General features: G+C 35.4%; 1 protein-coding gene. It reads right to left on the reverse strand.

The window, feature by feature from the left end:
- Positions 1–82 precede the first annotated feature (82 nt).
- The coding region (locus V7164_RS14145) for an alpha/beta fold hydrolase (RefSeq protein WP_335354388.1) at positions 83–803 on the reverse strand (721 nt) is incomplete at its 5' end.

An 803-nucleotide genomic window follows, 5' to 3' on the forward strand; every position in this document is an offset into this window, starting at 1 on the left:
ACAATATGGCCCTTTAATTAAAAAAGAAGCGTTCCTAAACTAACGCAGCCCGAGTTTATATATAGGCCTTCACAATCTAATCTTAAAAAATTTCAATCAGCTTTTTTATCGCACTGACTACCACTTCTGGTTCATCATTTTGTATATAATGAGCACTGTTTTCAGCAATCACCAATTCACCATTTGAGGATATTTCAAGAATTTCCTTCTGCATTTCATTCCATAGCCCTTGTGATTCCTTTGAATAATGAGCTTTCTTACCAGCTGAGAGAACAATTAATGGGACATTTAATTTAAGTCTGCTTTCTTTTAACTGCTTTAGGCTTTCCATAAATTCATCATAATTGCCTTCATAAACGAATTGCTTGTTGTATGCATGTTGAAAATCTAGGGACATCGTTGGGAGAAATCTTTCTCTGTAATCTTCAGGCGTAGAGTCAACCAAGACAAGTCCACAAACCTCATTATGATATTTAGTTGCATACATCCGCATATTAACTCCACCAAATGAATGACCGACTAATATGTAGGGAGGTTTAATATCGGCTTCAATAAGAAGTTCCTTTAATTGTTTTACCATCTCACGGCTGGTTCTGGGGTTAGAACTTGTTTCACTTTTCCCAAGTCCTGCTCTATCATAAATTAGAACATTAGTGAGCATTGAAATATCCCCAATTACTGAATCCCAAGCCTTAGAAAAATCTCCATATCCAGCGTCCATTATGACTGTTGGTTTTCCATTATTTTCTCCCACCAATTTAGCATATAGTTTACAATCACTTATTTTCACATACATTTCTTTA

The organism is Bacillus sp. JJ1474 (genome assembly GCF_036965225.1).
Lineage (GTDB): Bacteria > Bacillota > Bacilli > Bacillales > Cytobacillaceae > Cytobacillus.